The organism is Shewanella eurypsychrophilus, from assembly GCF_007004545.3.
GTDB lineage: Bacteria > Pseudomonadota > Gammaproteobacteria > Enterobacterales > Shewanellaceae > Shewanella > Shewanella eurypsychrophilus.
Genome location: NZ_CP045503.2, coordinates 1,663,818 through 1,689,172, shown reverse-complemented (window position 1 = coordinate 1,689,172; position 25,355 = coordinate 1,663,818). Strand labels below are relative to the sequence as shown.

25 protein-coding genes are annotated in these 25,355 nt (G+C 45.2%); 6 read left to right on the top strand and 19 right to left on the bottom strand.

The window, feature by feature from the left end:
- Window positions 1-38: 38 nt before the first annotated feature.
- The gene (locus FM038_RS07065; protein WP_142872593.1) at window positions 39-782 is read left to right on the top strand and encodes a helix-turn-helix transcriptional regulator; all 744 of its coding nucleotides are present in this window, start codon (window positions 39-41) and stop codon (window positions 780-782) included.
- A gap of 145 nt (window positions 783-927) precedes the next feature.
- Window positions 928-1,665 carry a transglutaminase-like domain-containing protein gene (locus FM038_RS07060; protein ID WP_142872592.1) on the top strand — a complete coding sequence of 246 codons (738 nt, stop codon included), beginning with the start codon at window positions 928-930 and terminating at the stop codon, window positions 1,663-1,665.
- On the opposite strand, the gene FM038_RS07055 is transcribed toward FM038_RS07060, so the two are convergent.
- From FM038_RS07055 to FM038_RS07040, 4 genes are all read right to left on the bottom strand, one after another.
- Window positions 1,652-2,317, bottom strand: a complete 666-nt coding sequence (locus tag FM038_RS07055) for a YdbC family protein (protein ID WP_142872591.1) — start codon at window positions 2,315-2,317, stop codon at window positions 1,652-1,654. The genes FM038_RS07060 and FM038_RS07055 overlap by 14 nt on opposite strands.
- A gap of 41 nt (window positions 2,318-2,358) precedes the next feature.
- Window positions 2,359-3,546 (bottom strand): aminotransferase class V-fold PLP-dependent enzyme, encoded by a 1,188-nt coding sequence (locus FM038_RS07050; protein ID WP_142872590.1) that lies wholly within the window; start codon window positions 3,544-3,546, stop codon window positions 2,359-2,361.
- A 78-nt stretch (window positions 3,547-3,624) separates the two neighbouring features.
- Window positions 3,625-4,470 (bottom strand): tryptophan 2,3-dioxygenase, encoded by an 846-nt coding sequence (gene kynA, locus FM038_RS07045; RefSeq protein ID WP_142872589.1) that lies wholly within the window; start codon window positions 4,468-4,470, stop codon window positions 3,625-3,627.
- 203 nt (window positions 4,471-4,673) lie between these two features.
- Window positions 4,674-5,123 (bottom strand): GNAT family N-acetyltransferase, encoded by a 450-nt coding sequence (locus FM038_RS07040; RefSeq protein ID WP_142872588.1) that lies wholly within the window; start codon window positions 5,121-5,123, stop codon window positions 4,674-4,676.
- A 932-nt stretch (window positions 5,124-6,055) separates the two neighbouring features.
- Between FM038_RS07040 and FM038_RS07035 the strand changes: the two genes are divergently transcribed.
- Complete coding sequence (locus FM038_RS07035) at window positions 6,056-6,226, top strand: hypothetical protein (RefSeq protein WP_185965774.1); 171 nt, start codon at window positions 6,056-6,058, stop codon at window positions 6,224-6,226.
- 651 nt (window positions 6,227-6,877) lie between these two features.
- Here FM038_RS07035 and FM038_RS07030 read toward each other — a convergent pair.
- From FM038_RS07030 to FM038_RS07010, 5 genes are read right to left on the bottom strand one after another with little or no spacing between them, the layout of a single operon-like run.
- On the bottom strand, window positions 6,878-8,584 hold the full coding sequence (locus tag FM038_RS07030; protein WP_142872587.1) for an aryl-sulfate sulfotransferase: 1,707 nt from the start codon (window positions 8,582-8,584) through the stop codon (window positions 6,878-6,880).
- 47 nt (window positions 8,585-8,631) lie between these two features.
- Window positions 8,632-9,390 (bottom strand): nucleoside-specific channel-forming Tsx family protein, encoded by a 759-nt coding sequence (locus FM038_RS07025; protein WP_142872586.1) that lies wholly within the window; start codon window positions 9,388-9,390, stop codon window positions 8,632-8,634.
- 34 nt (window positions 9,391-9,424) lie between these two features.
- Window positions 9,425-9,607, bottom strand: a complete 183-nt coding sequence (locus FM038_RS07020; RefSeq protein ID WP_142872585.1) for a hypothetical protein — start codon at window positions 9,605-9,607, stop codon at window positions 9,425-9,427.
- Window positions 9,604-10,218 carry a disulfide bond formation protein B gene (locus FM038_RS07015; protein ID WP_142872584.1) on the bottom strand — a complete coding sequence of 205 codons (615 nt, stop codon included), beginning with the start codon at window positions 10,216-10,218 and terminating at the stop codon, window positions 9,604-9,606. The genes FM038_RS07020 and FM038_RS07015 overlap by 4 nt, the downstream gene beginning before the upstream one ends.
- Before the next feature lie 8 nt (window positions 10,219-10,226).
- The gene (locus FM038_RS07010) at window positions 10,227-10,829 is read right to left on the bottom strand and encodes a thioredoxin domain-containing protein (protein WP_142872583.1); all 603 of its coding nucleotides are present in this window, start codon (window positions 10,827-10,829) and stop codon (window positions 10,227-10,229) included.
- Window positions 10,830-11,099: 270 nt separating this feature from the next.
- Between FM038_RS07010 and FM038_RS07005 the strand changes: the two genes are divergently transcribed.
- Window positions 11,100-11,861, top strand: coding sequence for a TetR/AcrR family transcriptional regulator (locus FM038_RS07005; RefSeq protein WP_142872582.1), 762 nt, complete (start codon window positions 11,100-11,102; stop codon window positions 11,859-11,861).
- Between the two features lie 30 nt (window positions 11,862-11,891).
- On the opposite strand, the gene FM038_RS07000 is transcribed toward FM038_RS07005, so the two are convergent.
- The 9 genes from FM038_RS07000 to FM038_RS06960 all read right to left on the bottom strand — a co-directional run bounded on the left by FM038_RS07000 (window position 11,892) and on the right by FM038_RS06960 (window position 22,364).
- A complete protein-coding gene (locus tag FM038_RS07000; RefSeq protein ID WP_185965773.1) occupies window positions 11,892-13,097 on the bottom strand; it encodes a lanthionine synthetase C family protein in 1,206 nt (401 codons plus the stop codon).
- Window positions 13,098-13,158: 61 nt separating this feature from the next.
- The gene (locus tag FM038_RS06995; RefSeq protein WP_223293014.1) at window positions 13,159-13,941 is read right to left on the bottom strand and encodes an alpha/beta hydrolase; all 783 of its coding nucleotides are present in this window, start codon (window positions 13,939-13,941) and stop codon (window positions 13,159-13,161) included.
- Window positions 13,942-14,080: 139 nt separating this feature from the next.
- Window positions 14,081-14,848 (bottom strand): class I SAM-dependent methyltransferase, encoded by a 768-nt coding sequence (locus FM038_RS06990; protein ID WP_142872580.1) that lies wholly within the window; start codon window positions 14,846-14,848, stop codon window positions 14,081-14,083.
- Window positions 14,849-15,073, bottom strand: a complete 225-nt coding sequence (locus tag FM038_RS06985; protein WP_142872579.1) for a hypothetical protein — start codon at window positions 15,071-15,073, stop codon at window positions 14,849-14,851.
- 198 nt (window positions 15,074-15,271) lie between these two features.
- On the bottom strand, window positions 15,272-16,600 hold the full coding sequence (locus FM038_RS06980; protein ID WP_142872578.1) for a PrpF domain-containing protein: 1,329 nt from the start codon (window positions 16,598-16,600) through the stop codon (window positions 15,272-15,274).
- 134 nt (window positions 16,601-16,734) lie between these two features.
- Window positions 16,735-19,356, bottom strand: a complete 2,622-nt coding sequence (gene acnD / locus FM038_RS06975; RefSeq protein WP_142872577.1) for a Fe/S-dependent 2-methylisocitrate dehydratase AcnD — start codon at window positions 19,354-19,356, stop codon at window positions 16,735-16,737.
- 79 nt (window positions 19,357-19,435) lie between these two features.
- Window positions 19,436-20,560: a bifunctional 2-methylcitrate synthase/citrate synthase gene (gene prpC, locus FM038_RS06970; RefSeq protein WP_142872576.1), complete on the bottom strand. Its 1,125-nt coding sequence runs from the start codon at window positions 20,558-20,560 to the stop codon at window positions 19,436-19,438.
- A 205-nt stretch (window positions 20,561-20,765) separates the two neighbouring features.
- Window positions 20,766-21,644 (bottom strand): methylisocitrate lyase, encoded by an 879-nt coding sequence (gene prpB / locus FM038_RS06965; RefSeq protein WP_142872966.1) that lies wholly within the window; start codon window positions 21,642-21,644, stop codon window positions 20,766-20,768.
- A gap of 54 nt (window positions 21,645-21,698) precedes the next feature.
- Window positions 21,699-22,364, bottom strand: a complete 666-nt coding sequence (locus tag FM038_RS06960) for a GntR family transcriptional regulator (protein ID WP_142872575.1) — start codon at window positions 22,362-22,364, stop codon at window positions 21,699-21,701.
- Window positions 22,365-22,614: 250 nt separating this feature from the next.
- Between FM038_RS06960 and FM038_RS06955 the strand changes: the two genes are divergently transcribed.
- Entirely contained in the window at window positions 22,615-23,010 is a 396-nt protein-coding gene (locus tag FM038_RS06955) for an LETM1 domain-containing protein (RefSeq protein ID WP_142872965.1), read from the top strand.
- A 156-nt stretch (window positions 23,011-23,166) separates the two neighbouring features.
- Entirely contained in the window at window positions 23,167-24,528 is a 1,362-nt protein-coding gene (locus FM038_RS06950) for a leucyl aminopeptidase family protein (protein ID WP_142872574.1), read from the top strand.
- Window positions 24,529-24,593: 65 nt separating this feature from the next.
- Here the strand turns inward: FM038_RS06950 and FM038_RS06945 are convergent, their stop codons facing one another.
- Window positions 24,594-25,271: a hypothetical protein gene (locus FM038_RS06945; RefSeq protein ID WP_195873221.1), complete on the bottom strand. Its 678-nt coding sequence runs from the start codon at window positions 25,269-25,271 to the stop codon at window positions 24,594-24,596.
- Window positions 25,272-25,355: the final 84 nt, after the last annotated feature.

Genomic DNA, 25,355 nt, shown 5'->3' with positions numbered 1-25,355 from the left:
GCTTCACTTTAACTCATAAAGAAAGAGACCAATAACATATGCGTCCAACTGTTTGGCTTGAGCCCGGCATGTTAATTATTTATGGCGCAGCACTCGATACTGCAGCCCATAAGCATCATGCTATTCAGCTGATATGGCCAAGCAGTAACTCAACTTATCAACTCAATGGCAATGTCGGCACTGGCGCACTATTAATCGATGCGGACGTTGAGCACCAACTCTCAATGACATCTGGGTGGATACTCCTGATCGAACCTCTGAGCCATTGGGGAAAAGCACTGCAAGAGAAGCTTGCTGGCCGCTCTACATGCGATATAGCGCTGCAATCATCCACTATTCCATCAATTCCCAGCAGCGACGACCAACCCTTTCCCCAGTTAGCCCCACTCTTTGGGCAACTAGGTCTAGGCAGTTATCCCGATACATTCACCAGTCAGCCCACTGACAAACGCATACAGGAACTGGTTTCACAACTGGACAAGTGCATTAATGGCGATTGCGTTAAACCCAGCGGTTGGCGGGCAGCAAAGATAGCTGAGCAACTAGCTCTATCAGAGAGTCGCTTTCTGCATCTTTTTCGCGAGCAGATGGGCATAACTTGGCGCCCCTATCTGCTATGGCGTCGAATGTTCTGCGCCCTTAATGCCCTTAAAAATGGCAACAATGCAACTCAGGCTGCTTACCTAGCTGGCTTTGCCGACAGTGCTCACCTGAGCCGAACCTTTAAAAATCAATTTGGCATGACAATTCGGCAAGCATTGATCCTATTCCTACTTAAATAAGTGAGCTAGATATCCGATCAAGTTAGCCAGTTTATTCAATTTATCTGCGGCACAAACTCCTATTATCAGCACATAGATACTCAATCGATAGACACTTAGTAGATAGTCTCTAAGTAGATACGACAGCTTGATTCAGGAGTTAGCAATGACAAGAATATCAACCAAGCAAAACGAGATAACTAAACAGCATCTACAAACCACTAAGATGTTAGATTTTGAGCACCCAAGTATGCAGAAGCTCGTCGATATACGTGGCTGGGCGCAGCTAAGTCAATATGATGCAATAGGGGCAATATATACCTATGTGCGCGATGAGATCCTATTTGGCTATAACGCTGATGACCGCCTTAATGCCAGCCAAGTGTTAAAAGATGGCTACGGCCAATGCAATACCAAAGGCACTCTACTTATGGCACTGCTTAGAGCCGTTGGGATCTCCAGTCGATTCCATGGTTTTACCATCTTTAACGAGCTGCAGCGTGGCGCAGTACCCAACTATCTTTTTGCGATAGCACCGAAACGAATAATCCATAGCTGGGTGGAAGTCGAGCTAGATGGTCGCTGGATTAACTTAGAGGGTTATATTATCGACCGCGACTACCTTACTCAGGTACAGAAAAGCTTCAGTCAGCAGTGCAAACAATTTTCAGGCTATGGTATCTCAACTAAATGTCTCTCAAACCCGGATATCGATTGGAAAGGCCAAGATACCTATATTCAAAGCGAAGGGATTGCCGATGATTTTGGCCTGTATGTTCAACCCGATGACTTTTACGCAAAATATGGCAGTAATTTGAGCGGAATTAAAAAGTTCCTATTTCGTTACCTGCTACGTCACCTGATGAACCGCAACGTTAACCGTATTCGAGCTAAAGGCATCTAGTACTAAAACGAGTATTAGTCTTACGCTCTAAACTGTCGATATCCCAAGCTGGGATAGTCGATAGCTGATAACCCACTAGCTCGTCAATATACGATTCAAGGTTGACCTTTGCACGAGCATATTTAAATTGCAGTTTCATATAATCACTGTGGCTCAGCTCATCGCGCCACAGTGAGATCACCATATAACGGAGCGGGTCTGTTACCAATTGAGCAAGGTAGCCACCGAGCATCCCATCACACTCACTCATAGCAGGCGTCCATATTTCAGCCTGATCTTGCAAAAATGCTGGCGCACCACCGGGGTTCAACTTACAGTCTGCAACTCTGACAAAACCTACCTCACTAACATTAGCCACTTTAGTGCTAGGCATAATGTTAACCAGGTTGAAATAGCTCACTTTACAGCTTTCGTATGTGAGGTGTTGCTGATTTTCTTCGGCTATCTTGTCATGAGTGGTGGCCATAAACTCATCTATCGCCGCCCTATTCTGCCAATGAGCAAGAATGATAGCGCGGCCCGTTTTCTGGTCCCAACCGCCATACTGTTTGATAAAACCAGGACAGTGAGACGTCTGACGCCAACAGCGCTGCGCCACTGAGAATGCTTCTTGCTTGTCTAACGGGACCAGACACTCAATAAACTTAATCATACCTTCTCCTAACTCAGTGTTTGAACTGTTCTGCACACTGGTTAGCCAATCCGTGTTGCTAGATCTTCAACCACATTAAGTGCTTGATCTAGCTGAGCCTTAGTCACATAAGGCGCTGGGCCAAACCTGAGCTGGTTACCACGGCTATCACACAAGATCCCAAGCTGACCCAACTCTTTAACCCAAGTACTGGCATTAGCCGTAGTGAGTGATAAGAAACCAGCATTATCGGCAATTGCATGTGACGGCAGCCCTAGACACTCGTGACTGACCCCCATAGATTCAATCCCTTGCCATAGTAAGCTTATCTGTTGCTGGCTAATCTTCCTAAGCTTAATATCGGTAAGGTTTTGAGCCTCAAAAAAGTCAAACACTTCTGCGGCGCGGTAATGGCTGCTTGGATCATAGGTAGAGCCTGCAAATGCACTCTGACCCGGGCCAAATCCCACTTTACCGGGCGCCTGATTAAGCACGTCAAACTCGGCATACCAGCCAGTGATAATCGGGCTGCCTTGATAGTTTTGCGGGATCCGCATCATGCAGTTCCCTTCACCTGCTTGGCAGTACTTATAGCCACCAGCAACCACAAATGCCGACGCTAACTGCCACTCGTTGAGATCAAAAGGCACCACATTCAGTGCATGATAGGCATCCACTAAACAGGGAATATTCAGGCTATCGGCAGCTTTGGCGACTAAGCCAACATCCTTGAATATCTCACTGGTTCCGAAGAACACAGCAGAAACCATCACGGCATCGGTTTTAGCATCGAGCTTGTCGATGAGTCGCTCAGCCAAGGTGCTGCTTGGGTGTACAGACACCACCTCTATATTCACATTAAGGTCTTTTAAGCGATTAAGCTGACGACGCAATGAGTGAAACTCACCATCTGTGGTGACTATCTTAATTGGCCTGCGCAGCGACTGTTTAAAACAGTTCAGATCCGACAAGAAGCGTAGCAATAACTCATGGGTAGATGCACCTAATGCAATCTGCGCCTTAGGATCACCGAGTAATCCCCGATAAAATCCCCGCACTCTGTCAGCCTTTTCAAAGGCCGCCTGCCACTTATCATCGATATGTTTTGCTGCGTCATCGAAGCAGTTTAACAAGCCCTGTTTCGCCACATCAGGCCAGGCTTGATGTGAGTGCCCCGACAATAAAATACGTTCACTAACATTAAATTGGCTGTAGTGTGGCTGGAGGGTTAGCGCGATATCTTGGCTCATACTTTCCTCTCTTTCAAAGCTAGTGTTATTATCATTTATGTTGTAAAAGCGTTTTTATACATGAGTTTTTACGTGAGCTTACAAATGAGTTCTAAGCTCAAACAGTTCTGGGAAAAAGCTGATATCCAGCGCTTTTTTCAAGAATCCAACACCCGAAGAGCCACCAGTGCCCATCTTGTTGCCAATGATGCGCTGCACCGTATACATGTGTTTGAAGCGCCATTGCTGAAAACTATCCTCAATATCTATTAGTTTTTCTGCTAATTCATAGAGTTGAAAGTGCTCATCAGCATTCTGATACACGCTTAGCCATGCTTTAAGCACTGAGTCGTTGCTCTGATAGGCTTGGCTGAAGTCTCTACTTAGCACATCGGCGTCTATAGAAAGGCCATTGTCATGTAATACCTTAAGGGTTACATCATAGAGACTAGGGGCATCTAGGATTGCCTTAAGCTCCTGGTGCACTACAGGATCACTTTCATGAACCTTGAGCAGGGACGCATTTTTATTGCCCAGTAAGAATTCGACTTTACGATAACCATAGGACTGGAAACCGGAAGAATGCCCCAAGGCATCCCGAAACTTAAGATAGTCCACAGGCGTTAATGTCGACAAAATATTCCAGGACTGAGTCAACTGATTGAGGATCTGTTTCACCCGAGATATCACTTTAAACGCGTGACCAAAATCCCCCTCCTGAATATTCTTTACCGCACTACTCAATTCATGTCCTGCCAGCTTGAGCCACAGCTCACTCGCCTGATGGATCACGATAAACAGCATCTCATCATGCTGATTAGATAACGGCTGTTGCGCCGTTAACACTTGATTTAGTTTTAGATAGTCACCGTAGGACATATCATCTTTGAAATCCGTATGGATATCATCTTCCATGGCCCGATAGTTATTGTGGGGACAGCTCATGCTCATAGATCCTATTAATTTTCTAATTATTATGAAATAGTTATTGCTGCATAAAATACCAGCTGAGTTTTATTTAAGCATGAACATAAGATGAAGTCAGGTATGGCTAAATATTAAAAAACACTCTGCTGTATGCGTGAGTTAACAGAGTGTAAACAAGGAGGCGATTGCGGTTTATTAAAGAGGTATTTATCAATATCGACTCAACTCGCTGACCAGCGACATACACCTTTGATATCGACTGTCGCCCCTAGACGCTCATAAAACTTAATCGCCTGCAGGTTATCTTGCTCTACTTCCCACTTCATTCGAGTAACACCTTTAAGTTGGCTAACACTTCTCGCCTTTTGCATCAAGGCTTCACCGACCTTTTGGCCTCTAAAGCCCTCCCATACAAACACATCATCGATATTCATGTATGAAATTCCCAGCCAGATAGAGTAGTTCCAGGTATAGGAGGCATAACCAGCCACTTCACCGTCAACTTCAGCAAGCAACACACCAAACTGTGGGTTTTCACTAAAGCCAGATTTGAGCAGCTCACTTTTATCAGTGACAACATATTGCTCCTGATCATGATGCCTCGCTATTGCGATTATCAAATCATAAACAGTATCGATATCTTTCTCGCAGGCTTCTCTTACGATTAACATTACTTTTCCTTTTAGATTAACGGCAAGAGCAGTGCTATAGCGGCACTCTAAATGTAACCAAGACGGGTAACAGATTTTTTGCGCATAAAGAATTAGAAAGCATACCCTCTTGAAAGGGAGTGTATTGAGCGCTAAGAACGCAAAGTTTTATCTTAGGGTTTACTATGGAAACGTCAAGGGACGTGGAGATAAGAAGTTCATTCTAGGACAGCACAGATCTCCGATGCAGTAGCGAAGTCATTTTGTTCGAAAACTCTTAAAGCGTAGCAGCCCCTAGGTGCTGGTAATTTCATTTTCTGACATAGCGGAGCTGAGAGTAGTGTCCTTTATGAGGACAGCCCCCGTTATTTGCTTTTATCTTTTACTACGGGCAAAAAATAAAAATATGGGGAAGTTATTTGAGCAAGATTGATATAACTATGATGTGATGGATTTATTGCCTATATCTGAGTAGTTTCGAGCTTCATTAACGCGATAATCAATCTTAAGCAGTTAAAAGCAGATGTGTTGCTCCAGGATGATTGAAACTAGGAGGTAAAAACGTATTTTCAATCCAAATTTAAGGTTAAAGTTGGCGTATTGTTATTTACTTTTTTGATCTTGGTAATGCCTGCGTACCAGTAGACCGCACCAACGAAGCTACGATAAGAAACAATGCGCTTAAAACTATCAAGAAATACATAACTCCATCCTTTATGCCCTTCAACTTTGTTACATTTCGTATCCATCTTGTTATACTTTTGAGCTTTATATGTTGCGCAGCTTAAAATAAGGGGGACGTTCACCTGTTATTTTAAGTGTTCGAGTATATAAAATTCTTATTTATTTTCATTTCATGAAATATCTGAGCTTAGGAAACTAATTTTTAAATAGTGTAGTGTTATTGCTCCCTAGCTAAACGGAAAGGGAGTATTAATAACATGGAGTACATAATGAAAAAACTTTTATCCTGCGTTTCTGTATCGTTACTACTGTTAAGTTCATCTTCATTCGCTGTAGAACAAGAACCAAAACCAGAATTAGATCAAGAGCTATCACCACAAGTTTTACCACCACATTGGTGTAATATACCAGATCCTAAAAAACCTTGTATGGACGTATGATTGCTAGGTTATCTGTAACTTAAACGAATTGTTTTAGTTAGTATTAGGGGCGAATTATACTTTGTATAAGTAATATTCATTTGGATGAGCTTAAGATCATCTTGAAAAACACTAGCCCCTTATTTCAACCAAACTTTTTAAGTTGGTCTTTATGTAATTGCTCCTTTCGTACACAGTTAGCGGCTTTTTCCATCCAAGAAATGGTTTCTGTAGAGTCAACATAAATATCTTTGCTTACAAGCTGCTGCATCTATCTTTATCTAATATAGTTTATAGGACATCTGTTTATACCTCTAGGATCTCAACATCTTTAGCTGCAAGTGTCTTTGAACCGTAAATCGCTTTTACTTCTGGGTTTTAAAGTTATTTCTTTTAGCTGCTATAATGTACTACTCATTTTTAGTCCTCTGGATGTTCTTGACTATATCATTTTTGATATATCGTTATTTTTGTGTAAAACAAAGCTTTCAAAACAAATCTAAGCTAGGAATAGCGGCTTTCTCTGGATGCAGACGATGATACATATATGGCAAGGCATGAGGATATTTAGATACAGGCACTCGTACTCTCGGAGTCTCCCAAATTAGCTAGCCTAAATATGGCCACCATCCTAGCGGCCATATTTTATTATGCTTTTATTTATGATGCCTCTTACTTAGTAAATAACTGCTTAGGTTCAACAATCAGCGCTCGATAAGAAGGCTCAGTCTTCGCCATAGAGTTAATCGTTAGCTCTACTTTCACTTTGCCATCTTCAGTCACTTCGTTGATAAAATGCTTGCCTGGTTCCCCGGAGAATAAGCCCGCTGCCGCAGAGTACATGAAGAAGGTTTCAGTCTTTTCACGCCATTCGATGTTTGAAGTGATAGCTGAATACCACTCATAGCCACGCTCTTTACCATACTCAAAGGTCTGCTCAACGGTCATCTTGTCTTCGTTGATCTTATACTCAACACCGCGAGAGTACTTCATCGTAGGAATAGCTGGCTGCTCAAAGTGGCGACCATCACCATTATCAAATGAAACCAAGGTGCCACGAGAAGTTAACCATGATGTGTGCTGAGTCCAAGGGAAATCAAAATCAGTATCACTACAACGACCATTTTCATCACAATCTAACTTATTACCTTTAGAGTCGACTGGTGTTAGCACTTTATCGCTAAGATCGCCCCAGCCTTTATTGGCTGCAAGGATCCACTTAACATCACCATCACGACCGACCTTGGCAGTACCTTGGTGACGCATAGAGACGATAACAGTGTCATCTTTTTCATCGTACTCAATGGAGTTGATGTGTGCCCAGTTACGGCCCGCTGCAACACCGGGGAGGTCACCGTATGGAGCATCGGGTTCGATATCCATGGTTTCACCGGCATGGCTCTCGTCAACGTTTAGACAGACAGCGCCGCTATCTAGGCCAACGAGTAGATCGTCACGCATGTTGTTGAAGATTTTATTGAAGTCCCATACATGAACGACGTTTCCGGTCTGATCAACTTCAATAACGTGGTCACGAACGGTATCAATACGCTTACCGTCTTCACGAAGATACTTCTCTTTAGCCACTCGCAATAAATAGTGGCCATTTGGCATCTCTAGCATTGCATGTGAGAAACCTGTGAATCCGCGCGGCATGTCTCGCTTAAACACTTTACGACCTAGCATGTCGTAACGTGCGTAGTAATGATCTTGTCCCCAATAAAGCTCGCCGTTATCGGCTAAATGGAAGCCCATTGCGATACCTTTAGTCGTATCTTGATCGTAGACCTTATCCCAATCCATAAACCAACGAACTTCGCCTGTTGTATCGGCAACAAATACAATCGGATAGTTGTCCCAGCCCTCAGTTTTATCGTCAGCCCCTAAATGGTTAACCATGTAAAGTCTGTCTTTGAATTCATGGTCAACTTTAACCGGCTTAACTTCAGGGAAGGTTCGAGTCTGACCATCAAACAAAAGTTTTTTCAATGGTCCGGTATTTATTTTGTATGACTCTGAGATTTTTTGACCGTTCTTAACGTACTTAACGCTTACCGTATTTTGATAGTCTGCATATAGACCAAATACCGGGATGCCGTTGTGAGTCGTCACCGCAACATCGTCTACAGGATACTCAATAGGAACACCACCAGCTTTTGGCTCTACACGAACTTCTACATTAGAAATTTCAAAACCATTGAGGTCAATAATCGCCGTGAGTGGTGCAAAGTCGTACGGGTTAACTTTAACAATACCGATCTCACCTTGAGTCTTTACGGTTGTTAGGTACTTATCTGCCCAATCACCACTTGCAACTGCGGCGCCACTTAAACCAATGAGGCCAATGGCCAATGATGTCGCTAAAATTGTCTTTTTCATCTAAAACTCCAGAATATAATTGTTTCGATTTCTTTAAAAAATTTCAATTAGAAGTTGTATTGCATTGAATAGAACATGGCGTTTTGCCAGCCCTCTTTGCCAAGATTGTTTTGCGCGTAACGGTATTGAATTGCAGCCGATAAACCGCCAGCAACATGCCAGCGAAGAGTGGCTTGACCGTTAAAGCCGTGATCTTCCACATCACCTGACACCACTAGGTAGTCATCACCACGGCCAAAGTAATGCTCTTGCCACCAACCAAATGTAAAGTCCTGGCTTAATGCACTAAAACTCTTATTTACCGCCAGATAGGCATAACCACCGTTAAAGCCATTAGCGTCAAACTTTTCGCCGCTGGGCTTACTGAAATGGTTGTAATCAGAGGTAACGATATGCCCAGCCACTGCAACTTGGGTGTACCAGCCGTTATCCCATGTTTTGTCATGGCTAAAGCCAAGCAGAGTATTGGTCTCTGACCAAACAGGTTTTTGCTTACTAAACACCTGTCCGTACCAATTGAAATCACTGTCGCCAATATTGATTTGGCCTACTATGTTAATTTCAGAGCCCATCATGTCTGAATCGGTAAAGTCTTCTAACTTAAAGTGGGCGTATACATCGCCAAAAGCGCTACCTGTTGCCCCCTTGATAGTGACAAACTCATTCTCACTTTTCCCCTCACCAAAATAGGCCTCTGTGCTATCACTCCAATCCATTACGCCCGCCTCAATGGCGAGCATACTGGCACTCGCAGTAGGCACTACAATCGCACCTACCAAGCCCACAATTAGCGCTGTCTTTTTCATCTTAATCTTCCTGGTTTATCACTTAGTTTTTTGGCTACAAGTCTTTGATTGGGCACTCTGAAGCGGCTTTAATATCGATATACTCTGTCGCTTCATCAGTAATGGTTTTGCAAACAATGCTGCCGTCTTGATAGGTTATGACCTCTACTGATCTCGGAGCAGATGTACAGCCGACGATTAGCGCAGCGAGAGTGGCTAATGCTATAAATGATTTCATCGCTTGCCCTTTTTCAGGGTTTTAGTAATAAAAGCAATGGTCAATGGCAGTGCACAGGCAATGAATACGCAGTAACTGATAATGCAGTATTGAGCCATGTTTAAGCCAAGCAACGACCAATCGTCTTCGCCGCAAATACCTGATGGGGCAAACTCGAACGGTAGCCACTCATGAAGTGGTAGTCCTAGAGGGAACGTTGGCTCTAGCGAGCAAGCATTAGCGCCTTGACCCGATTGGAATAGATCCAGACCTGCATCTGCGGCATGACTCGATACATGCTGTCCTGCCAAGATGATTGCTTTGTCTAGGCCGTAAAAAATGCCGTACCAAGCTAGGGCGAGACCGAGGATCTTCAGCACATTATTTTTAGGGTTGATGATCATTATCACGCCAGCAATCAGAATGCAGAATTGGCTGAAGCGGATGTAGACGCAGTTTTCACAAGGGTCCATCTCTAGAAAAACCTGGAAGAACCCCATTGCTGAGCCCAGTAAGAACACACATGCGGTGGCCATAACGGCCCATACGGCGCGACCTTCTTGAGTTGCTTCCAGAGTGGGAAGCGGGTTTGCCTTTAGTTCGGCAAACCAGAGTTTGAGTTTAGTTATCATGATGGATCCTAAAGGTTGTTCTTGATGGTTTCGTCAAGGTTCGCTAATGAAGTAATCGTGCTGGTGTCAATCATCTTGTTACCGCCCACAACGATAGCCGGAATGCCTTTCAACTTAGCGATAGTGAGTGCAATTGTGCGGTCATAGGCTAGCTTCTCTTGTGCTTTAGAAGAGTTAAGCGCGCTTTCAAATTCGGCTTGAGAGATCCCTGCAGCCTTCAGACCTATGGCGGCTAGTTCGCCTTTGACAGCTTTAGACCCTTTAACATTTTTAAGCTTTTTATCGTGAATAGCGGCATACATCGCCATCTTGGCTTGCTTGTATTTTTTATGACTGATGGTGTCAGCAGCGGCTAATACCTCACAAGATTCAATACCAAGCTCGCCCTTGTTTTCTAGGCAGATTGCCTGGAACTTAGCGCTTGCTGGCAGGTTTTTGATTAAGTTAGGGGTAACGGATTTTTCGTACTTGTAACAGAACGGACAGTAGACGGAGTAAACCTTTTGGACTGTGTTATCCAGTGCTGGAGTATCAATATCAATTACGTTTGCTGCAGATGCTGTGAATGTCATAAACAATGCTGCAGCCAAGGTAGTAAGTGATGTTTTCATGTTTCCTCGATAATGATCAGGTTAGTTTCTGATGATTATGTTAACGAGGTACAGCGTTATGTTCCGTGACTAAATATTGCATTATAGGAAACCAAAGGTTTACGCTTATAAGGCGCTATTTCACAAATTAGCAGCAAATTGCCAAGACACTCCCATACATTAAAATATTTTAATGTATGTCACAGAATGAGGTTTTCTCCTTAAAATCAGGGCGAGATGTTATGGCGAAAGTGACACTATAATAACGAGAGCCATGAGCAGAAACCCTGTATGAATAACTATTTACTCAATCCGCCAAAGGTTATAAGTGACATTTTAAAAGCATCTGCTGAGGTCATAAAAGAGCAAGGCATGTGCTCTTTTAAAATGGCAACCATTGCAAGTCGAGCTGGATGCTCAAAGAAAACCTTATACAACTACTTTAGCTGTAAAGAAGATATTGTCGTCTCGCTGTATATCCAACACATCAATGATGTCTCAAAAAATGTGAATAAAATAATCAATTCAGACTCACTGTCTAACCAAGAAAAAATCATATACTCGATGGCGTATGATCCGATGAAATGCTGGGCCGCAGATAAAGATGATCTCTGCATTAACTTCCTAGGCGTGAACCCCCACATTTACAACCTTGCTAGCCCTGAATTTGTAGGGAACCTACAAGTCCTTTTTATTGAAGTAAAAGAACAAGCTCAGAGCGTATGGAAGAGAGCGATTTCAGAAGGTGAACTACTATCAAGTAAAGAGGATATTCTTAATTGCATACTCTTGTTGAATGAAGTTGAGAGAGGCGCGGTCGCTATGGGACAAAACAGGTTTTTAAGGCAGTTTGGCTATGATTGCGACTTAAGGCCCACTTTTGATGCGCTATGCTGGATATTGCAGGGCCTGAAATGGCAAAAAGCATGCCCATCTCTTTCCTATGAAAACATGATTAAAACGATATCCCCAATGGTTAGCAAAAAAAACCAGATAGATATGCGCCATTACGCCCTAACAATGGAGTCACTCAAAGAGAATATTGAGCTATAACAGGCATATCACAGATTAATGGGAAGCAGATTAAAACAAGTCTAAGCCAGGAATGGCGGCTTCCTTTGGGTGCATACAATGATACAAATATATGGCGAGACCCGCATCTCCTGTCCATAGCGTGTACCGTCCCTGACCGTATTGTGAGCGAGCGGCTTGACACTGCTCGATAGCATGCATGGCAAACTTTCTTGCTTTATCCAGCCAAATTTGATCTCCCCACCTTAGGTATAAATACAAAAAGGCATAACCATTACCCGATGTGCCGTGGCAGATATTAGCCCCCTTTACCAAAGGGCCGGCTTGCCATACCAGCTCACCAGTCTGCGCGAGTAATTCGTCGATTTGCTTAGCATGAAATGAATCGATTTGAGGCGTTCTTGCCATAGCAGTGACAATTCCCGCCGCGCCATGACACCACTGCACCAGCAGCTTTTCGATATTAGGTTTACTGCACAAGATCCAGTTGGCTAGCTCCGCTTCTCTTTTAGCAGAGATAGTTAGCGTGCTAGCCGTACGTTCTACGATCAATTCAGTCAAGTCATTCGCAAGAAGATCAACGCCTTGCAAGAGAATATTGGCATTACCTGTGATGCCATGACAGGCACCGTAATAATGTCTTTTAGGACCGAAGACCTGACTCTCCCAAAGCCATTCTCGGGTTTCTGAATCTTGTCTCCAATTATCCATCAGAGATTTGGCGCCTTTGACATATACATCTTTCCAGCGAACTTTGCCGGTTTTACGATAAAGCGCTAGAGCGGCGTGCATCATGCCACTCTGCCCAGATGTTATCTCATACAGGGGCAGATCTAGCGTAGCTTCCATGCACAATAACAGCTTGTCTGATAACTCTCGATTATCTGGCTGAGCTAAGACTGCAGGCATGAGTATGCCGATCTCCCCCAGTTGTAAACCTGGCTCAACTGACACATCAGGGGCTTTGAGGAAGGCTCGATGAACTTCAGCCAGTAAGTGAGACAAGTCATTAACCTGATAACCGTAGCATTTCAGGATCCGCAGGCCGTGAATACATCCCGCCGCGCCTGCGTAGGCAGACCACTTAGGTCCGGAATTAGAATAACTCTCGGCGTCGAGGGGATGCGTTGGCCAGCTGGCATTAGGTAAAATTGACTGTTCAACATCATCAATTATTGATGTAATTTCTAACTGAACACGATCTTGATCCCATAGACTTTCGGTAAGCAATTCGTGACGGGATGGTTCAAATAACATGTGTGTCCTTTCCATAGACGTGACTAAACAGCAAACTTAATAATGAAGCCGCTATAGCTCATTAATGAGAATAAAAAAATGCTGATATTGACTGATAATATGTAGAATATTGGGAAATGTCATTGTGGCCGGCACCTTCGATGAAAATGACCTTAGGAGCGCGGTTAACCAATGATTGTATAAGCTTGTCTGTGTGTATCCGGCGAACTATCTTGTCATTCTCAGCCCCTAAGATTAGCGTGTCAGAATAGATGTTCCCTGCGCGCTCTACCGAATTGAACTTGTCTTTGAGTAGTATGGACATGGGGTAAAACGGAAATTGCTTTTGGGCAATACTCTGAATGCTGTCAAATGGGGTCACCAAGACTAACTTCTTCAGCGGACGCTCCGATGCGATATAAGATGCGACACCGCTGCCTAAGCTTCTCCCTATCACGAATACACTCTCATGGGTCGATATCAAATTGTCATATATAGCCAAAGCATCTGACAGTAATGCCGCTTCGCTAGGTGCGCCCTCATTGCCGCCATAGCCTCGATAATTGACCAGATATATCGAATAAGGCGACGACTCTGGTTCTAATGCTGGTTCAAAGGCTTGTTCAAATTCAGGGGCTGTAAAAGCGACATTTTCCGCATTACCACCAAAATAAATAATCGCCTTATCCTGACCCTTATTTAATAAGATACTTGTTGTCGATACACCCTCATTTTCAAAAGTCACCTCATCGAACTTATGTGCCACCGCTTGTGTTGGAAAGTAGATAAAGCTGCGCTGCATCAAGTAGAGCATGACTCCGAGTCCAACATAAGTGACGATAACGAGTATTAAAATTCGATTCATATTTTCAGTTCCGCGAGAGGATGACCACCCAGATACCTGCCTAACTTTCAAGCCTGTTTTAGCTCATTGAGCTTGGCATAACAGTTATTGCAGCCCCTCAAACTTAAATCAAGATTGATGATTGATGGTGAGGTCTATTTTACTTTTTAGCCACAACAAACCTGACATTGCCGCGTTTATCGTGAGTATTAGCACTAAGGTTAGCGAGGAATTCATCACAAAATTCGGTGTACTCTTCATCTAAAAGATCCCTTAGCTTTTTCATTCTGCCAAGCCTAGCAGTCCAGCCCTCGATAACCTCGACTAGCGCCACGCCAGAGAAGTTAAGCTCAGGGTCGAAGACATCTTCATTAACATGAACGATATCAAAGCCTGCCTGTTGCAACATAGCTTGCATCTTACCGCCGAAGTCAAAATCATATAGGCCAGAGCGATATGACGCCTGTTCGAACGACAGCACTCTGGTGTAATACTTACTGTCTTTGGCCAAATTGCCTGAGATAAAGCAGGACACATCGAGTAAGGCAATCCAGCCTCCTTCGTTTAACACCGAGTATAATGACGTTAAATAACTAATTGGATCGCTTAAATAAGATAAAGAGTAGCTGGCCCAGATGCCGTTTACCTCACCAAAAGAGCGCTGAATTTCAAGGTAGTCGAGACTCAGGAAGTCACTCAATACAAAGGTTTCGTTAGTGGTTTTTCTGGAATCGCAGAAGGTAATAAACTCATCATTTATATCGACCCCAACCACATGTTTAACTTGTCTGGAAAACATCCGCGAGACATCGCCGACTGAACACCCAAGATCAACAATAGTGTCGTTAGCTGTTAGCGGAATAAACTCAATAAAGCGTTCCCACTCTCTCCACTCCTGCTGTTTTTCATACTCTTGAAATAGGTTCATTTATGACTCAGATAACGCTATGGGTAGATCACTTTTTAACACCAGCACGGCAAGAAAAATAAAATTTAGTGGCGGAAAAAGTGACAATGCTGCACCAACAAACCCCACCATCTTAGGGTTTTCGGTTTTCTTCTTGCCTACCTTGTAGCAGACAAACCCAAACAGCGGGATCAGCAATAATATAAAGAAAAGTATTTGGCCAATTAAAGTCGCGTTAATATTCAATTCTAACTCCCTGTTTTAAACTGATAATGACATTAGCAACATAACACGACATTAGTCGATTTAGACAATAATACGGGTCTTGTTGAAGCTTACAAATTCGCGGCTAAAGCCGCTCCTACATCAAAACTGGATTCCGGCTAACAAGCTTTGCCGGAATGACTGATAAACAACAAAAATATCATCAAGTTTCATTCGAAGCTAACTCTCATCTGGTACTCTAACCCAGCCTTCCATCAATATCCTGGCGCTGCGGCTCATGGATACCTTAGTGACAGTCCATTGACCATCGACCTGTTCTGCCGCTGCGCCAACTTTCAATGTTCCCGAAGGGTGACCAAAGCATACTGAGTCCGCTTGGCTGCCTGTCTTAATGCCAGTTTTAATTTGAGTGCCAGAGTTCGCAGCTAGGTTTACTAAGGTGCCGGGGATGACAGCTGCCGTGCCTATGGCTACAGCTGCAGTGCCCATCATGGCGTGATGCAGCTTACCCATGGACAGGGCGCGCACATTAAGATCTATATCACTAGTCCCAACCTGCTTGCCACTGGATGAGGTGTAACTGCTAGCTGGCGAGACAAAGGCGATTTTTGGGGTATGTTGACGAGATGCAGCTTCATCAACATGACTGATTAAGCCCATCTGCACAGCGCCTATAGCCCGCAGTGACTCAAACATCTCAAGCACCTTGGCATCACCGTTTATTGCTTCCTGCAACTCATCACCGCGATAGCCGATATCCTCGGCGTTAACGAAGATAGTCGGAATGCCAGCATTGATCATGGTGGCAGCTATTTTTTTTGGCTCAAGGCTGTTTCTAGGCTCAGGGCCGTTATCAAGCTCAAGGCTGTTATTAAAAACACCAGCAGGTAAACTTATCTCATCGACCAAGTTACCTGTGGGGAACATGCCAGGCTCCCCTTCCTTGGGTTTATCTGCAGGGTCGATAAAATCGACACCTATTTCTGCTGCTGGGAAAGTCACGCCATCGAGTTCAAAATCACCAGTTTCCTGCACTTCACCGTTGGTGATAGGCACATGGGCGATAATGGTCTTACTGATATTTGCCTGCCAAACCCGTATCACGGCTATACCGTTTTCCGGAATGCGGCTGGCATCGACAAGACCTGCATGAATCGCGAAAGCGCCGACAGCGGCGGACAAGTTTCCGCAGTTGCCACTCCAATCGACGAAGGCCTTATCAATCGCCACTTGGCCAAAGAGGTAATCCACATCGTGATCGGCCTGAGTGCTTTTCGACAATATGACCGTCTTGCTGGTGCTTGAGGTTGCGCCGCCCATACCATCGGTTTGCTTGCCATAAGGGTCTGGGCTACCGATAACTCTCAGCAAGAGTGCATCACGGGCCGCCCCTTCTACTTGCGCAGCCAGTGGCAAATCAGTTAGCGAGAAGAACACGCCCTTACTGGTGCCGCCGCGCATATAGGTGGCAGGCACTTTTATCTGATGCTTATGAGGCTTGTGCCCAGAGGATTTAAGCTCAGAAGAGTTAGTCAATTCTGGTGTCATTACAAAACTACCTTTTTAGGAAAGCTTTTTAGTTAAGCCTTTTAAATAAACAATTTAAACTCAGATAAAATACAAATGGTTATCTACTTTATGTTTTACCTGAGCTTTATTAAACCCGCTTATAAGTCGTTATGCTAATTCACATTTGACTCTAAAAAGTCCTGGGCGAAACGCTGTAGAATCCCACCAGCCTCATAGATTGATACTTCTTCAGCCGTATCGAGACGACACTTAACAGGCACTTCAACTTGCTCACCATTCTTACGAGTGATGATTAGCGTTAATGCAGCCCCAGGCGTGCGCTGACCAATCACATCATAGGTTTCGCTGCCGTCGATACCATAGGAATGGCGGTTATTGCCACCGGTAAACTCAACCGGTAATACCCCCATGCCCACCAAGTTAGTGCGATGAATACGCTCAAAACCTTCGGCGACAATCACCTCTACGCCAGCAAGACGTACACCTTTGGCGGCCCAATCACGGCTCGAACCTTGACCATAATCGGCTCCGGCGATAATGATCAAAGGCTGTTTACGCCCCATATAGGTCTCGATGGCTTCCCACATGCGAGACTCAATCCCTTCGGGTTCAATACGAGTATATGAGCCTTGCTTAACTTCAGCTTTGCCATTCTTACCAAGCTGAGTCACCATCTCATTAAACAGCTTAGGGTTCGCAAAAGTGGCACGTTGGGTCGTTAGATGATCGCCCCTGTGGGTCGCATAGGAGTTAAAATCAACTTCCGGCAACCCCATCTTATCCAGATAAGCTCCAGCCGCACTTTCGAGCATGATGGCGTTCGAGGGAGACAGGTGGTCAGTAGTGATGTTGTCACCAAGCACAGCCAGAGGACGCATGCCCTTCATGGTACGCTCGCCCGCGAGGGCGCCTTCCCAATAAGGAGGCCTGCGGATATAAGTACTCTGTGGACGCCAATCATATAGCGGGTCGTTATCACTGCCATACTCGACTTTAATATCGAACATAGGCTCATAGACCTTACGAAACTGCTCAGGTTTAACACTTTGAGCAATAACCGCGTCTATCTCTTCGTCACTGGGCCAGATATCTTTCAAGGTCACATCATTGCCCTGGCTATCTTTGCCGAGCACATCTTTTTCGATATCGAAGCGAATCGTACCGGCAATCGCGTAGGCGACAACCAGAGGAGGTGATGCTAAGAAGGCTTGTTTGGCATAGGGATGGATACGACCATCGAAATTACGATTACCCGAAAGTACCGCCGTGGTGTACAAGTCTCTGTCGATCACTTCTTGTTGAATCACTGGATCTAACGCGCCGCTCATGCCGTTACAGGTGGTACAGGCAAAACCGACAATACCGAAGCCAAGTTGCTCCAATTCTGACAACAACTTGGCATCTTCAAGATACAACTGCACGGCTTTGGAACCAGGTGCCAGTGAGGTTTTCACCCAAGGCTTACGGGTCAAGCCCTTGGCATTAGCATTACGGGCGATAAGGCCTGCAGCAATGACATTGCGGGGGTTTGACGTGTTAGTACAACTGGTAATGGCGGCGATGATACAGGCGCCATCAGGCATCAAGTCTTTGCCATCGGCATCTCGACTCATATCGAAATGACCACTGATCCCCTTCTTGGCAAGCTCACTTGTCGACACTCGGCGATGGGGGTTAGAAGGTCCGGCGATGTTACGGCCAACCGATGACAAGTCAAAATGCAGTACTCGCTCATACTCTGCATCTTTTAGCGTATCGGCCCACAAGCCAGCTTGCTTGGCATAGTTTTCAACCAGTTTTACCTGGCTATCATCCCGGCCTGTCAGCTTAAGATAATCTATGGTCATCTCGTCGATATAGAACATGGCGGCAGTGGCGCCAAATTCGGGTGTCATGTTCGAAATCGTGGCGCGATCGCCCAATGTCAGAGCCCTGGCGCCTTCGCCATAGAACTCTAAATAGGTCGATACCACTTTCTCACCACGCAAAAACTCAGTGATCGCCAAGACGATATCCGTCGCGGTGATCCCACTCTGACGTTTACCCACCAGCTCGACGCCGACAATGTCGGGAACACGCATGTAAGAAGGACGTCCAAGCATCACACTTTCAGCTTCAAGACCGCCCACACCTATGGCGATAACCCCAAGGGCATCTACATGTGGCGTATGACTGTCGGTGCCAACCAAGGTATCGGGAAAAGCCACCCCATCGCGGGACTGAATAACGGGAGACATCTTTTCCAGGTTGATCTGGTGCATGATGCCGTTACCGGGCTGAATGACATCTATGTTTTTAAATGCCGTTTTAGTCCAGTTGATGAAATGGAACCTGTCATCGTTGCGTCTGTCTTCGATGGCGCGGTTCTTCTCGAAAGCATCTTTCTCAAATCCGGCGTGTTCCACCGCTAAAGAATGGTCAACAATCAGCTGAGTCGGCACCACAGGATTGACTTTAGATGGGTCGCCGCCCTTAGCGGCAATGGCATCACGCAGACCAGCCAAGTCGACTAACGCCGTCTGACCAAGAATATCGTGGCACACCACGCGGGCCGGATACCAGGGAAAGTCCAAATCTTGCTTGCGCTCGATGATCTGTTTGAGCGAGTCTGTCAACTTAGCAGGCTCGCAGCGACGAACCAGATTCTCGGCGTAAACACGAGAGCAATAAGGCAGTTTGCTATAAGCACCGGGAGAGATAGCATCGACAGCCGCTTGTGTATCAAAAAAATCGAGGGAGCTGCCAGGTAGAGGTTTACGATATTGGGTATTCATATGCGTTTCACTTATTTGAAAGCTAACAACTAGGTCCGAGTTCCTAGGTTCTAGGAACTCGGACCTAGCACCTGAGCACTTATCTTGCTTCGATTGGCGTCACTTTACGTGGCTCACTACCGGTGTAATCGGCGCTCGGACGAATGATGCGATTATTGGTACGCTGCTCCATCACGTGCGCCGCCCAGCCTGTTAGGCGTGAACAGACAAAAATTGGGGTAAACAACTTAGTTGGAATACCCATGAAGTGATAAGCCGAGGCATGGAAGAAATCCGCATTACAGAAGAGTTTCTTGCTGTCCCACATAAACTCTTCACAGGCGACTGATATGTCGTAAAGACTGGTATCACCATGCTCATGAGCCAGCTTCTCAGACCAGGCTTTGATGATCACGTTACGTGGATCTGAGGTGCGATAAATAGCATGACCAAAGCCCATGATCTTCTCTTTACGCTCGAGCATGCCCGCCATCTGCACCTTGGCATCTTTAGGTGAACTAAAAGTCTGGATCATGTCCATTGCCGCTTCATTGGCGCCGCCATGTAGCGGACCGCGCAAAGTACCGATAGCGCCGGTAACACAAGAGAACATGTCTGATAATGTTGATGCACATACTCGAGCGGTAAAGGTCGAGGCGTTAAACTCATGCTCGGCATACAGAATGAGTGACACATCCATCACGCGGCGATGTTGCTCAGAGGGAGCTTTGCCATTGAGAAGATGCAAGAAATGCCCGCCGATTGAGTCTTCATCGGTGACGCAATCTATCTCGACACCTTCATGGCTAAACTTGTACCAGTAACACATGATGGCAGGGAATGCGGCGAGTAGACGGTTAGCTGCACGGTTTTGCTCAGAAAAATCATTCTCTGGCTCTAAGTTACCTAAAAATGAGCAACCTGTGCGCATCACATCCATAGGATGAGCATCTTGTGGAATGCGTTGCAGCACCTCTTTTAGCGCCTGAGGAAGATCGCGTAGGCTGTTAAGTTCTGCCTTGTAGGTCGCCAACTGATCGAGCGTTGGCAGTTCACCGTTAAACAGCAGATAAGCCACCTCTTCAAATGTGGCATTATCGGCGAGATCTGATACATCATAACCACAATAGGTTAAGCCGCTGCCAGATTTTCCCACTGTACAAAGACTCGTTTCGCCAGCACTTTGACCACGTAGACCTGCACCACTTAATTTTTTATCAACCATTGCTCTCTCCTCAATTTGTTTTTTGTGACCTCGCCTCTGTCTTTCCTTCACAGAGTTTTGATAACGGGTCATCTATTTTTATCACGCTTTTTGTAAGGTTTTATGACGCTATAATCTCCCGGCGAGCAGTTAATCAATCAACACTCGCCAGGCTTAAATCTGCTAACTTAGAATATTCTTTATTTACCGCCTTTTTTGCGAACGGTTATTTGTTCTTACCTTCGCTAAAGAGCACGTCTAACTTCTGCTCATAATCGTGGTAGCCCAGGTAATCGTACAGCTCCATACGGGTCTGCATCTTATCGGTGACCGCTTTTTGATCGCCATCGCTAAGGATAGTTTGATAGACCATCTCCGCCGCCTTGTTCATGGCACGAAATGCCGACAATGGGTAAAGCACCATGGCACACCCCCACTCGCCCAGCTGCTCTTTGTTCCACAACTCGGTCTGGCCAAATTCGGTGATATTAGCCAAAATAGGCACATCTAATGCCTCGGAGAATGCACGGTAATGCTCCTCAGTTTTTACCGCTTCGGCAAAGATGCCGTCAGCGCCTGCAGCCACATAAGCCTTGGCACGCGCAATAGCAGCTTCGAGTCCTTCCTGAGCGAAAGAGTCAGTGCGGGCCATGATGAAGAAATCTGGATCTGTGCGGGCATCGACAGCCGCTTTAATACGGTCGACCATCTCATCGGTAGAGACAATCTCCTTGTTCGGGCGATGACCACAGCGCTTCTGAGCAACCTGATCTTCCATATGCACGGCTGCAGCGCCGGCTTTTTCCATATCTCGTATGGTCTTAGCAATATTGAACGCCCCGCCCCAACCAGTATCGATATCGACCATTAAAGGTAAGTCACAAGCCGCTGTAATGCGCTGCACATCGACAATCACATCGTTCAGTGAGGTCATGCCTAAATCGGGCAAGCCGTATGAGGCATTAGCAACACCGCCACCGGAAAGATAAATAGCCTGATGTCCAATTTGTTTGGCCATCATGGCGCTGTACGCGTTAATGGTGCCCACTATCTGCAGCGGTTGATTGTCGGCTAGTGCCTGACGAAACTTCTTGCCTGCGCTCATCATTCCCTCTCTTATATTGCTACTTAATTTTTAAAATACCCGAGGTCGTCTTGATTAACGGCTTTGGGATAAATTTTTCTCTACGTTATTTTTCGAATACATGATGTGGCGACGCATCAATATCTCAGCGAGTTCTTCATCACGGTTAGAAATGGCTTGTACGATATGCTTATGCTCATCAAACGCTGTTGTTACCCTAGGACCCGCCATACCTAGCTGTACCCGGTACATGCGAACCAAGTGATAGATGCCATTGATGAGCATTGAGATAAGGTGCTTATTCTTACTGCCGACTATGATGCGGTAATGAAAGTCGACATCACCGGCTTCTTGGTAGTAAGACTCACCACTTTTGACTTCATCAAAGTGGGAATTTAACAGCTGATTGAGATCATCTATCTCACTTGTGGTCATATTCTTAGCCGCTAATCTAGCTGCCATTCCTTCTAAGGATTCACGTACCTGATAAAGCTCAACTAAACCTTCATTAGTGAGCGACACCACACGGGCACCCACATTGGCTTTACGCTCGACAATATGACAAGACGCTAAGCGATTAATGGCTTCACGAATTATGGCACGGCTAACGGCGTACTTTGTCGACAACTCAGTTTCACTCAGCTTGGTTCCCGATGGGATCTCACCTTCAACAATATCTTTCCGTAATTGAATAAAGGTCTTATCTGCCGCTGTGACTGGCTGTTCGCTAAAAAATGTCATACCTTTAATTAGAGCTTCTTTTTTATTCGATTGTCGACAATATAGCCACATTAGGTTAAATGGTCAAACAAAAAACCATACATTGTCGACAAAGCATCTGTATTTGACGGTTTACATCAAACGCTACACAAGCGCTACTTAGCCTTTTTAGAGCGAGATTAAACTCAATGAGAAAACTTGTGACAAATGCTTGCAACAAAAGCGCTATCGCCTCTATCCCCATAGGGTTGGCTATGAGACAATCCGCGCCATGAAAATCTATGCCCATATTCACAAAGCCCCAGTGCGCGTATTTCGCATCGGTAGGAAGCGTTTCTGGTTGCGTTTAAAACGCGACATGCTCGTTTTGAAAGACGCCTTATCCCAAGAAAAACAGGAGACCAAAGATATGTTGGTCACCTATAAGCGTTACACCAAAAAACAAGCTAGCCGTGAAGAGCTCAATCAAGCCAACAAGCAATTTGCCGATCTGTTAAAGGGATTGAGTCTGGGTGTGTTTGCGGTTTTGCCCTTTGCGCCAATCACCATCCCTCTAGTCGTCAAGCTCGGAAAAATGGTAGGGGTTGATGTGTTGCCAAGCTCATTTAATAATCTATCAGAAATGAAGAGAAAGCGTTCGAGCAGACTCGCTAAGAGTGAGAAGTAGCGCTTACCCCTGTTCCCCTTTTTAAACTGCCTTTATTACTGCTTTCTCTGCCCTCATGCGCCTTTCATACAAGGCGATTGCCTGCTATTCTAGTCAATCGAATAAGAATAAACTTCCCTTCAAATTGATATAAGCAGCAGCGAGCATAACTCCAACATGACTGAACTATTGATCTCAGGTGTCAAAGGCACCCCTCTCACCATATTACACACAGATGCATATGCAGCTTGGTTAGCCGAGCAAGATGTCCAAACCACTAACTGGTTGTCGACAACTCAGTTCGATGGCAAAGGCATGAGCATCATTCCAAACAGCTCGGGTGAGCTATCTCAAGCGATTTATGTGACCAAAGAGACCGATTCATACTGGGTGTGCGGCGACTTAGTCAATCAGCTTCCTGCAGGCCAATACTCGCTCCAAGGCACTGATGAGCAAATCAAAGTTGCAGCATTTAGCTGGGGACTCGGTGCTTACAAGTTCGACCGTTACAAGAAAAATGAAAAAAACTATCCGCTACTTGTATTACCCACTCAAGCTCAGGTTGATGAAACCCAGAAGCTAGTTCGCTCAGTCTCTATCGTTCGTGACTTAATCAATACCCCAGCCGCCGATATGATGCCACAGCATCTTGGTGAGATAATGGAAAGCTTAGCCACCGAGTTTGGTGCAAGCGTCACTCAAATCATCGGCGATGAACTACTAGAACAGAACTACCCAACCATTCATATGGTAGGCCGCGCCAGTGAAAACCAGCCTCGTTTAATCGATCTTACCTGGGGTGACAAAGATGCGCCTCTGGTTACCTTAGTCGGTAAAGGCGTGTGTTTTGACTCGGGCGGCTTAGATCTAAAACCAGGCGCAGGCATGCGCTTGATGAAGAAAGATATGGGCGGCGCCGCTCACGTTATCGGTCTGGCTCACCAAATCATGGCCAGTAACTTACCGATCCGTCTGCGTGTATTGGTTCCAGCGGTTGAGAATGCGGTATCGGCAAATGCGTTCCGTCCTGGTGATGTGATTAAGACCCGTAAAGGCATCACTGTCGAGATTGATAATACCGATGCCGAAGGTCGCCTGGTACTGTGTGATGCGTTAGCCGAAGCCAACAATGACAAGCCTGAGTTGATGATAGATTTCGCTACCTTAACCGGTGCTATGCGTATCGCTCTGGGTACCGAGCTGCCAGGTTTCTTCAGTAATGATGACCAAGTTGCCGCCGACATGACTCAATCAGGCCTAAATGTACAAGATCCTATCTGGCGCATGCCGCTGCACAAGCCTTACTTTGAGCTAACCTGCAGTGATATTGCCGATTTAGCCAACTGTGGCCGTGTTCCTCAAGGTGGTGCCATAACTGCAGCGCTTTATCTTGAAGCCTTTGTCGATGAAGATATCAGCTGGAGTCACTTCGATGTGATGGGTTGGAATAGTCGTAAATTACCAGGCCGCCCAATCGGTGGAGAAGCCTTTGGTATTCGCGCAGTATTTGACTACCTAGAAACACGTTTTACTAAGTAAGTTTAAAGCAAAGAACCTAGGGTCCAGGCTCTAGGTTCTAATAAACCTAATCCCTAATGTTTGAACTAAAATTCATAGCTATAGGAGATGCTGACCTTGTTGTCGGTGCGATAACTATCTTCAGAGTAGCTTGCCATCAACCGAATGCTCTGTTTGCTGGTGATTTTATAGCTAGCACCCACACCGCCCCACACACCAAGATAATCACTGCTGCCAGCCGAGATCCCGCTATAAGCTAAAACAGACCAATGTTCATTGATTGGGCGGATAACAAAACCGCCAACATAGGCACCAGTGCTATTTGAGTTACCCTTTTTACCCTCGACAAAATTGGCCCCCGCCATGGGAAACACTTGCCACTTTCCCGTATCGACACCTAGCTTATTCAAGGGAACAAAGGTACCAATACTGTAAGTATTCCTCTGTTCATGGCCATTCATATAAACATTTAAAATTCCCTTTTCAAACAGCCAAGAACCGCCTAATTGCCATTCACTAGCATCTTCATTTATTTGGCCTCTTATCATACGAGTCTCATCCAAGCCTAAGGTTCCATTAAACGTCAGCTGTCCATCATAGCCAACTCCAACGCGAGTTAAGATCCGCGTAGGATCTTCATGATGTTTTTGCTCTTTCATACTTCCGTCCTTCTCATCAGTTTCACTCTGTTGAGCAACCACTGAATAGGAAGAGAATAGACAACATAAAATGAACGGAGGAAGATAAGCTAATGTGGTTTTCATTTATTGACCAGGTAGAGTTGAGAACTGCATAAATTTGAGCGAGAAATGATAGGAAGTGAGGCAAGATACAGCAACTGGAAGAAT